The organism is Pannus brasiliensis CCIBt3594, from assembly GCF_036688125.1.
GTDB classification, from domain to species: domain Bacteria; phylum Cyanobacteriota; class Cyanobacteriia; order Cyanobacteriales; family Microcystaceae; genus Pannus; species Pannus brasiliensis.
Genome location: NZ_JBAFSM010000012.1, coordinates 114051 through 122440, shown reverse-complemented (window position 1 = coordinate 122440; position 8390 = coordinate 114051). Strand labels below are relative to the sequence as shown.

Below are 8390 nucleotides of genomic sequence, written 5' to 3'. Positions count from 1 at the left end.
CTCGATCTTTCCGCGAGGTTTCTATCTTCCCCGACCCTAGAGTGATAAAAGAGCGCTACAGCCTTTCTCGTAAAGGTGAAGTACATACCACCCCTTACCGCTAAAAGATTCCAACCGAGAGAACGTACCTCATGTATCTGAGAAAGGCTGTAACCCGCCAACTGATTAACAATTCTAGGATCGATCAACGGAAAGCGTTTTCTCCCGGTAACTCTAGCACTTCTCTCACGGCCCGATCCTGTACGTTGCCCCGTCCTAGTAACCGTATCCAGAGGGTATCGGGACGGACGGGAAGCTGATTAATAGCGATAATCGCCGTCCGGTGAAACGGGGGCAAAAAAAACACACCATCCGGCCAATCCTCCCGAACCGTCGCCCCGAATCCTTCTAGGAGGGATAGAGAGGCGGAAGGGGAAAAAATCCAGAGACGGGGCGAATTTTCCTCGTCAAAGGGCCGATTCTCGCGTTTGGCCTGTCTCTGCATCCGCGCGAGAACGGTGGCTAATTTGACGAGACAGGTACGGATCTCGTTACGATTCGTTCCCGACCCGGACAGATCTTCACCCGCGGGGTTTCTCTTCTTCCCGTCCTTCCGACTGGTCGAACGGGGCGGAGATTCCCCGACAACCCGTACCGGGACGCGATGGGATTACCGTCAACGGGTTTAATATCTGTAAGCACGTCTGGGCGGCGATGTTCGGAGAGGGCGATAACGGAACCGCCCCCACGGACTTCCCTCTTCGCTCTCTAGAGCGTCCCGTCAATCTCAGTATCGGGTTCGAGGGATTTGATAATTTCGAGGAATCTTAAAACTCCGCATCTGGTTCTAGTTGATCTCTAGTAGGGCAGTCGGGTCTAACCGTTCTCGCTTCCCGATTCTTTCTATCTCTCTCGGCGAGTCTTTCCGCCCACGCTTCAAGATTGTCGTCCCACCGCTCGAAGTATTCGATCTGTTCGGGTGTTAGTTGTCTCATGGGGTCGAATTTACGGTTTGCGTCGGATTCGGTCATGGTTGGGTATCGGAAGAATAAGGGGAATGGATACCCCTACTGTAACACGCTCCGTGAATCCAGACTCTTCAGGAATTAGATTGACTCTCTCTTTCTTTCCTTCTTTCCATAACCTCCCGCTTCCACTCTTCAGGTTTCCGATCGATATCGAACCTTTTTTAGAAAGACGGGAATAATGGATAAGGTTGAATTTTTCTTTTTTTACCCCTGAAATTCTGCTAGGTGAAAATCTTCATCCGTAGATTTCTTATTGCCTGAAAACATCCCGAAAAACATGAATTTCGGGGATTTCTGACGGTTTTCCGTTTCCAAAAAAGTGACAATCACTCTACTCTCTTCTACATCGATCGGGGCTTCTAAAAGCTCGATTTTTCCTTGTTTATAAATTCCCTCGACTGACTGTAACATAATTTATTGTTCTCGATCTCCCGTTGTCATTATTGTAAGGGTTCTTCCGTCCGTTTTAACCGATCGCTACCCTCTCGCCTTCCGGAGCGATCGCACCGTCGTCACCACCTGTTCCCCCACCCGATCGATCTCCTCTAGCGTGTTAAATCGCCCGATCCCGAAACGTAGGGAAGCGTGAGCCAGCGATTCCGATCGACCTAAAGCGGTCAGAACGTGAGACGGGGCGGTATTCGTCGAGGAACAGGCGGAACCGGACGAAACCGCGACCACCGACTGCAATCCCAACAATAACGCCGCGCCATCCACACCCTCGATACTGACGTTCAAATTTCCCGCCAACCGGCGCGTCGGATGCCCGTTGAGATGGATTCCATCTAGTTCGCTAATCATTTCCCATAAACGGGTTTTTAACGCGCTTAAACGCTCGTTATCTTTCTCCATCTCCTCGATACCCAGTTCCACGGCGCGCCCGAACCCGACAATCTGCGGGGTGAAGAGAGTTCCCGATCGAATACCCCTTTCCTGTCCCCCTCCCTGAATTTGGGGGGCGAGACGGACGCGGGGATCGCGACGACGGATGTACAGCGCGCCGATTCCTTTCGGCCCGTAAATTTTATGCGCGGTGAGGGATAGTAAATCGATATTCATCGCGTTCACGTCGAGGGGAATTTTACCGATCGCCTGGGCCGCGTCCGTGTGAAACAATACTTCATACTGTCGGCAGACCGCCCCGATCTCGGCGATCGGTTGAATCACCCCGATCTCGTTATTCGCGGTCATAATTGACACGAGAATCGTATCCGGGCGGAGGGATTTTCTTAACAAATCTACATCAATTAAACCGTCCTCGCCAACCGGCAGAAATGTCACCTCGAAACCCAAACTTTCTAAATAATGACAGGGATCGATAACGGCGCGGTGTTCCGTTTGTACGGTGATCAGGTGTCGGCCTTTAGAAAAGTACGCTTCCGCGACTCCTTTGAGCGCTAAATTATTCGCTTCCGTCGCCCCACTGGTAAAAACGATCTCTTCGGGCGTGGCGTGAATGGCCGCGGCGATCGTTTCCCGCGCTTTCGTCACCGCGGCCTCTGCCGTCCAACCGTAGACGTGGTTGATACTCGAAGCGTTTCCGAAGTGTTCGGTAAAGTAGGGGAGCATCGCCGGGAGAACGCGGGGATCGACGGGGGTGGTGGCGTGACAATCCAGGTAAATCGGTAATCGAGACATACAATTCCCGTGAGTTGGATCACCGATCGAGAGTGATGGATGGAATTGATCGATCGGGAGAAATCGGCAATAGTAATCATTATAAACTCGTTCCCTAAATCCCATGAACGAAAATTTACAAGCTCTCTATTCCGAAAAATCTTTTTTTCCACGGGTATACGGCTCTCTCCCGAATAATACGGACGTAGAATTAGCGATCTCCCGCGATCGGACACCGAAAACCGATATTATCGATCCCGAGGCGAGAAAAGAGGTGTTAAGTACCCTCTTAAAACGCATGAGAAGAAATAAAACTAACTAAAGAGAAGCGAAAAGTTTAAAATAATCGATTTTCGTGGTAGGAGTTTATTTTCGTGGGGAAATAGGGTGGCTAGTATGGGATAGCGAAACCCGATGACTTTTTTTCGCGCGTGCTATTCCTGGATTTCAACGGACAAGCCCGATGATTCTAGCTCTCTCACGACGCGTCGCGCGTCGGGATGGTAGCCTGTAGGATAGCCCTTTCACGCTCGGTTTGTATGACCACGCCCGATCGAGTTATCGTTCCCCTAGATGTGCCGACCCGAGAACAAGCGATCGAACTGCTCGATCTCCTGCCGGAAGTGACGTTCTGGAAAGTGGGTCTAGAATTATTCGTCAGTACCGGCGCGGATATCCTCGGTATTCTCAACGAACGCGGCAAGAAAATCTTCCTCGATCTCAAGTTTCACGATATTCCCAATACCGTCGCGGGGGCCTGTCGGGCCGCGAGTCGTTACAACGTGGATTTACTGACCCTCCACGCGACCGCCGGGAGATCCGCCCTAGCCGCCGCCAAAGCCGCGGTCTCGATCGCCCCATCCCCCCCGAAACTGCTCGCCATCACCGTTTTAACCAGCCTTAGCGCCCGCGAGTTAGCCTTCGACCTCAAAATTCCCCTAGAACTCCCCGAATACGCGTTAGAGATGGCATTATTAAGTCAGGAGTCGGGAATCGATGGGGCGGTCTGTTCCCCGAGGGAAGTTCGGGAATTGCGGCGCGTCTGCGGTGACGATTTCCTGCTGGTCTGTCCCGGTGTCCGTCCGGATTGGGCGGTCAAGGGCGATCAGAGTCGAACCCTGACCCCATCGGAAGCGATCGCCGCGGGGGCCGATTATCTCGTCATCGGGCGACCGATTACCGGCGCGGACAATCCGAGAGAAGCATGGGCAAGAATCTGTCAAGAATTAGCGGCTGTTTAATCTTTTTAGGGGGATTACTGGCACTTCGGGGTTCGATCGCCAGTCCCCCGGTCTCCACCTGTCCGATCGATATCGAACCGTTAACCGATCGTCTCCTGCAAGATCTACCAAGTTACGCCAACCGCGTGATCCAGCGATCGCGAAGCGTGGTAGACGGGAACAGGTCGCTCTATATCCCCCTCTACGTGATTATCGCCGGCCGTCCCGAATTCGAGCCACTGCCGCTACGGGTCGCCCCCAGTGAAGCGCCTCCCCGCGTCCCTGACACGACGCAACAGGTCTTTTTTACCACGCTGGAAAACCAGTACGATAGTACGAGACAGGTGAGATTACAGAATTTCCACTGGTTATTTCTAACGCGGACGACCCAGGGGTGGAGATTGGTGACGCTTTACACGCAACTCGCCGCGATCCCCCCCTCCCCTCCCCTGCCTCCGGTAGAAACCAGTAGCGGATCGATCGGTCAGGCGATCCGTCTCTGGTTGCGCGATTGCGAGGCCGGGGCGCTACGCTAAAAGTTAAGAGCGAGTAGTTAGTAAAAATGGGCGGTTCTCAACATGGACATTCTAATTGAATCAACGAAGAGTTTCGAGAAGGATATTGAGAAGTTGAGCGAGGATGAAAAAAACATCACGATCAAGAAAATTAACAATTGTGTTAGTCTCTTCCCCGATCAAAAATCTGCTGTTTATCGGAAACTTCGGTACCTGCCGTTGAGTTTGAACGGGTACGATTCCTCTCTTTATACGTTAAAGATTTCGCTAAAATTAATCGTGATTTTGTCGATTGACGAAGATCCGATTTTTGGACAGATTATTTTTACTCTTTTTCGAGTAGTTAAACATGACGATCTTGAAAAAGCGTATCAAGGTATAGCGGAATCCCTATACCAAGAAATACTCCATCATAACCGAGAAACTGCCCAGATCTCCTAAATTTCTTTATGGCTCAAACTCTAACTCTTCGGGATGAATATGGCATTATTTACCAAGCGATGAAGATTCTTCCAAATGATCACTTAAAGATCGGTTTTTTGGAAGCGTTAGCGGAGCTTGAAGATCAGGAGTGCCATAGAACAAGATAGAACAAGAACATTCCCGAAAACGAGGTTACACAAAGTCAAAGGTGTGAAGCAGGCGATCTATCGCGCCGATATTGATAAAATCTCAGGCTGGCGTATTCACGTTCAGTATATTGATGGACAAATTCATCTAAAGGATATTATCGAGGGACAAAAACATGATGATGTCCGTGATGTAATCAAATCCAAAAAAGACCGCTATGAATAAGTTTGTGTAATGTCGGTTGCGGCTACCAAACACGAACGTTAACTTTTTGTTTGGGAAAGAAATGATGAAAGAATCTGTAATTTATCAGGATATTTTAGAGAAAGAGGAGAGAAAAGGAGAACTGAAATTAGTAATGATGCAATTAAATTCCCGTTTTCCTCGGTTAGAGGAACGGTTAATCAATCGGATTCAAACCTTTTCCTTGCGAGAGTTAGAGGAGTTGGCGATATTTTTGCTCGACTTCCAGGATGTTAGCGATCTCGATGCTTGGTTAGGCTACCCTGAAGAATCCTAGACGAATGGAAATTACCGCAATCGACCCGATCGCAGAATACTAATTACCAACCACAAACCGATTAAACTAGCGGTCGCGAAAAGTGTCGTACTGATAATGGTTAACTGTGTCGTTCCCGCGCTGGTAGTGATAATCGCCGCACCGACGATTAGGGAACCGATAATAATACTCACCGATAAGCGATTCGCGGAGGTGTCTAAGCTTCTTCGGATACTTTCTAGGTCGCGAATTTTCAGGTTTACCGTTAAGGTTTCCGAGGTTAAGCCATCGAGTAGGACTTCGATCTGTCGGGGAGATTTCAGCGAGAAAGATTTGAGATCGAGGACGGTTCTTAAGGTAGTTTGTAGGGGATTTCTACCGATTAATTGACGCTCGAAAATATCGGTCATCAATGGCTTTACTTCTTCTAAAACATTAATTTCGGGATTAAATTTTCTGGTCGTTCCCTCCAAGTTGGCGAGAGCTTTCGCGTATAATCCTAGATTTCCGGGTAAGCGGATCTTGTTTCTACGGGAAACTTGTAAGAGTTCGTAAATAATTTCGCTGAGATTAATTTGATCGAGGTTGAGATTGTAATATTTTCTCAGCATCCGTTCGTAATCGACTTCGAGTTGAACGAGACTGATCGGGTCAACCGATTCCGAGAGTTTCAGGGTTAATTGACTACAGCGTTTCGCGTCGAGATCGACGATCGCTAACAGTAACTCGGTTAAAATCTGTTGCGTTTGCGGGTCGAGAGTTCCCACCATGCCGCAATCGATCAGTGCGACCTCTCCCGTATTCAGATAGAAGATATTTCCGGGATGGGGATCGGCATGGAAAAAGCCGTCGATATACATCTGTTGGAAAAACGATCGAAAGAGAGTCGTGGTAATTCTCGATCTTTTTTCCCGAACGCTTTCCTCATTTTTCGGAATCGATAGATCGGCTTCGAGTAGTTGTTTTCCATCCAGCCATTCGAGAACTAACATTTTCGAGTTCGTTAATTCCCAGTACACTTTCGGAATCACTAATTCCTTCGTTTCTCGCCAACGACTGCGGGATAAATTCTGGCGTAATCGATCGGTATAGTTTCCCTCGATCGTGAAATCGAGTTCCGCGTTCACCGCTTTGGTGAATTCCTCGGCCAGTTTACCGATCGCGTAGTTCTGACCGAATTCGGTAAAGGAGACTAATTCGGCGATCGCTTTAATTAAGGTACTATCTTGGGCGACGATCTTTTCAATACCCGGACGGAGAACTTTTACCGCGACCTCTTCCCCGGTTAATAGCGTGGCCCGGTGGATCTGACCGATCGAACCCGCGGCGATCGGTTGCGGATCGATCGCCAGAAAAACCGCGTCGATCGATCGCTGTAACTGTCCGGTAATTACCTCCTCGATCTCCGTCCAGGCAACGGGAGGAACCCGCGCGTGAAGCGCCGATAAAGCCTCGATATAATTCGGGGGGAGAAGATCGGGACGGGTACTGAGTAACTGCCCTAATTTGACGTAAAACGGACCTAATTCCACGAGAATTTTCCGTAAAACTTCCGGCGTGGGAATCTGCGGGTTATCGGCTTTCCCTAGCGTCAAAAGCCCCCGCATATAGTCCCAACCGTTACTCAGGACGATTTCTAAAATCTCTTTCTGTCGTTGACTCGTTTGGGGAAGGGAAAACACGGTGAGATCGGGGAGATGGGGGGATGGGGAGATGGAGAGGTGAGGGAGATAAGGGAGGTGAAGGAGTTTTTCGGGAAACGGGAAAAGACTACTTTCAATCCCTCCCCTTTCCCCGTTTCCCCTTCCCCTTTGCCCTTTCCCCCTGCCTCCCGCCTCTCTATAATAATTTCTCCAATCGGGGATCGGCTTGCAGTTGTTTGAGAACCTGCTTGATATCTTGGGTACGATCTTTGTGGACGACTAGGGTGGCGTTGCCGTCGCGGACGATGACGATATCCTGTAGGCCGATGGTGACGATCGCTTCCCCCTCGTCACTCGCGTAGATAATCGCCCCTTCCGTGTCTAAACCGACGTGGGTGGCGAGTTCGACATTTTTACCCTCGCCTTTCACCAATCTTTCGAGAGAATTCCAATCCCCCAGATCGTCCCAGCCGAAATTCGCCGGTAAAACGTAGGCGAGTTTCGTTTTCTCCATCAGCGCGTAATCGATGCTTTTTTTCTCCAGTGTCGGGTACGCGTCGGTTCCTCTCTCCATCAGGGGTTGGAGGATATTCGGCGCGTGAACGCTCAACTCGTCGAGAACCGTTTTCGCCTGGAAGATGAACATCCCGCTATTCCAGCTAAAACGACCGGTTTCGAGGAAGGTTTCCGCGGTGGCCCGATCGGGCTTCTCGGTGAATCGGCTGACCTTATAAACCGGTAAACCGTTAAATTCGCCCGTTTTCTCGCCCTGTTCGATGTAGCCGTAGCCGGTGGAGGGATAATCCGGTTGAATCCCCAGGGTAACGATCGCCTCTCTCGTCGTCGCGACTTCCGTGGCCGCTTTTAGGGTATTCACATAAGCGGGCTGATCGCCGATATAGTGATCCGCGGGGAAAAAACCGATCGCCACGTCTTTTCCGTAACGTTTCGCCACCTCTAGCGTAGCCCAAGCCACGGCCGGCGCGGTGTCCCGTCCTTCCGGTTCCACAAGTAAGTTAGCCTCCGGCAAGTCCGGCAGTTGTTCGCGAACCCCGTCGGCGATCGCTGACGAGGTAATCACCCATAAATTCTCGTAACTTCCCGCGAGGGGTAACAGGCGATCGGCGGTAGCTTGGAGAAGACTGCGGCCGCTACCATCGAGACAGAGGAACTGTTTAGGACGGTGACGGCGACTCAGGGGCCAAAAACGTTCCCCTTTTCCACCCGCGAGAATGACAGGAACGAGAGATTGATTCATAATTATTTACAATCCGCGTGAAGTTGAACCGATTTTAATACGTTTTGTCCGGGGCGACGGG

The 8390-nt window shown here is 50.3% G+C and carries 12 protein-coding genes and 1 pseudogene; 7 read left to right on the top strand and 6 right to left on the bottom strand.

Going from position 1 to position 8390, the window contains the following annotated elements; genetic code table 11:
* Positions 1–187: 187 nt before the first annotated feature.
* Positions 188–538: pseudogene (locus V0288_RS08330) on the bottom strand (flagellar assembly protein H); the annotation flags it as partial.
* Between V0288_RS08330 and V0288_RS08325 the strand changes: the two are divergent.
* Positions 498–668, top strand: a complete 171-nt coding sequence (locus tag V0288_RS08325; protein WP_332864610.1) for a hypothetical protein — start codon at positions 498–500, stop codon at positions 666–668. The pseudogene V0288_RS08330 and the gene V0288_RS08325 sit on opposite strands and share 41 nt — an antisense overlap.
* Before the next feature lie 138 nt (positions 669–806).
* Here V0288_RS08325 and V0288_RS08320 read toward each other — a convergent pair whose 3' ends face one another.
* The 3 genes from V0288_RS08320 to V0288_RS08310 all read right to left on the bottom strand — a co-directional run bounded on the left by V0288_RS08320 (position 807) and on the right by V0288_RS08310 (position 2645).
* Complete coding sequence (locus V0288_RS08320; RefSeq protein WP_332864609.1) at positions 807–1010, bottom strand: hypothetical protein; 204 nt, start codon at positions 1008–1010, stop codon at positions 807–809.
* A 201-nt stretch (positions 1011–1211) separates the two neighbouring features.
* Positions 1212–1418: a hypothetical protein gene (locus V0288_RS08315; RefSeq protein ID WP_332864608.1), complete on the bottom strand. Its 207-nt coding sequence runs from the start codon at positions 1416–1418 to the stop codon at positions 1212–1214.
* Between the two features lie 66 nt (positions 1419–1484).
* Complete coding sequence (locus V0288_RS08310) at positions 1485–2645, bottom strand: cysteine desulfurase family protein (protein WP_332864607.1); 1161 nt, start codon at positions 2643–2645, stop codon at positions 1485–1487.
* Positions 2646–2748: 103 nt separating this feature from the next.
* Here V0288_RS08310 and V0288_RS08305 point away from each other — a divergent pair, with 103 nt between their 5' ends.
* From V0288_RS08305 to V0288_RS08280, 6 genes are all read left to right on the top strand, one after another.
* Positions 2749–2946, top strand: a complete 198-nt coding sequence (locus V0288_RS08305; RefSeq protein WP_332864606.1) for a hypothetical protein — start codon at positions 2749–2751, stop codon at positions 2944–2946.
* A gap of 217 nt (positions 2947–3163) precedes the next feature.
* The gene (pyrF, locus tag V0288_RS08300) at positions 3164–3865 is read left to right on the top strand and encodes an orotidine-5'-phosphate decarboxylase (RefSeq protein WP_332864605.1); all 702 of its coding nucleotides are present in this window, start codon (positions 3164–3166) and stop codon (positions 3863–3865) included.
* A complete protein-coding gene (locus V0288_RS08295; protein WP_332864604.1) occupies positions 3829–4380 on the top strand; it encodes a hypothetical protein in 552 nt (183 codons plus the stop codon). Before pyrF ends, V0288_RS08295 begins: the two co-directional genes overlap by 37 nt.
* Positions 4381–4808: 428 nt before the next feature.
* Positions 4809–4949: a hypothetical protein gene (locus V0288_RS08290; protein WP_332864603.1), complete on the top strand. Its 141-nt coding sequence runs from the start codon at positions 4809–4811 to the stop codon at positions 4947–4949.
* 43 nt (positions 4950–4992) lie between these two features.
* Positions 4993–5154 (top strand): hypothetical protein, encoded by a 162-nt coding sequence (locus V0288_RS08285; RefSeq protein WP_332864602.1) that lies wholly within the window; start codon positions 4993–4995, stop codon positions 5152–5154.
* Positions 5155–5215: 61 nt separating this feature from the next.
* Positions 5216–5449, top strand: coding sequence for a DUF4351 domain-containing protein (locus tag V0288_RS08280; protein ID WP_332864601.1), 234 nt, complete (start codon positions 5216–5218; stop codon positions 5447–5449).
* 11 nt (positions 5450–5460) lie between these two features.
* Here the strand turns inward: V0288_RS08280 and V0288_RS08275 are convergent, their stop codons facing one another.
* Together V0288_RS08275 and V0288_RS08270 are read right to left on the bottom strand one after the other, a co-directional pair.
* Complete coding sequence (locus V0288_RS08275; RefSeq protein WP_332864600.1) at positions 5461–7110, bottom strand: ABC1 kinase family protein; 1650 nt, start codon at positions 7108–7110, stop codon at positions 5461–5463.
* A 157-nt stretch (positions 7111–7267) separates the two neighbouring features.
* Entirely contained in the window at positions 7268–8329 is a 1062-nt protein-coding gene (locus V0288_RS08270; RefSeq protein ID WP_332864599.1) for a mannose-1-phosphate guanylyltransferase, read from the bottom strand.
* Positions 8330–8390 lie beyond the last annotated feature (61 nt).

Bases quoted from the DNA above. Each gene is read 5' to 3' on its own strand.
- V0288_RS08320 (WP_332864609.1), bottom strand. From the start codon at position 1,010: ATGACCGAATCCGACGCAAACCGTAAATTCGACCCCATGAGACAACTA.
- V0288_RS08315 (WP_332864608.1), bottom strand. From the start codon at position 1,418: ATGTTACAGTCAGTCGAGGGAATTTATAAACAAGGAAAAATCGAGCTT.
- V0288_RS08310 (WP_332864607.1), bottom strand. From the start codon at position 2,645: ATGTCTCGATTACCGATTTACCTGGATTGTCACGCCACCACCCCCGTC.
- V0288_RS08305 (WP_332864606.1), top strand. From the start codon at position 2,749: ATGAACGAAAATTTACAAGCTCTCTATTCCGAAAAATCTTTTTTTCCA.
- pyrF (WP_332864605.1), top strand. From the start codon at position 3,164: ATGACCACGCCCGATCGAGTTATCGTTCCCCTAGATGTGCCGACCCGA.
- V0288_RS08295 (WP_332864604.1), top strand. From the start codon at position 3,829: ATGGGCAAGAATCTGTCAAGAATTAGCGGCTGTTTAATCTTTTTAGGG.
- V0288_RS08290 (WP_332864603.1), top strand. From the start codon at position 4,809: ATGGCTCAAACTCTAACTCTTCGGGATGAATATGGCATTATTTACCAA.
- V0288_RS08280 (WP_332864601.1), top strand. From the start codon at position 5,216: ATGATGAAAGAATCTGTAATTTATCAGGATATTTTAGAGAAAGAGGAG.
- V0288_RS08270 (WP_332864599.1), bottom strand. From the start codon at position 8,329: ATGAATCAATCTCTCGTTCCTGTCATTCTCGCGGGTGGAAAAGGGGAA.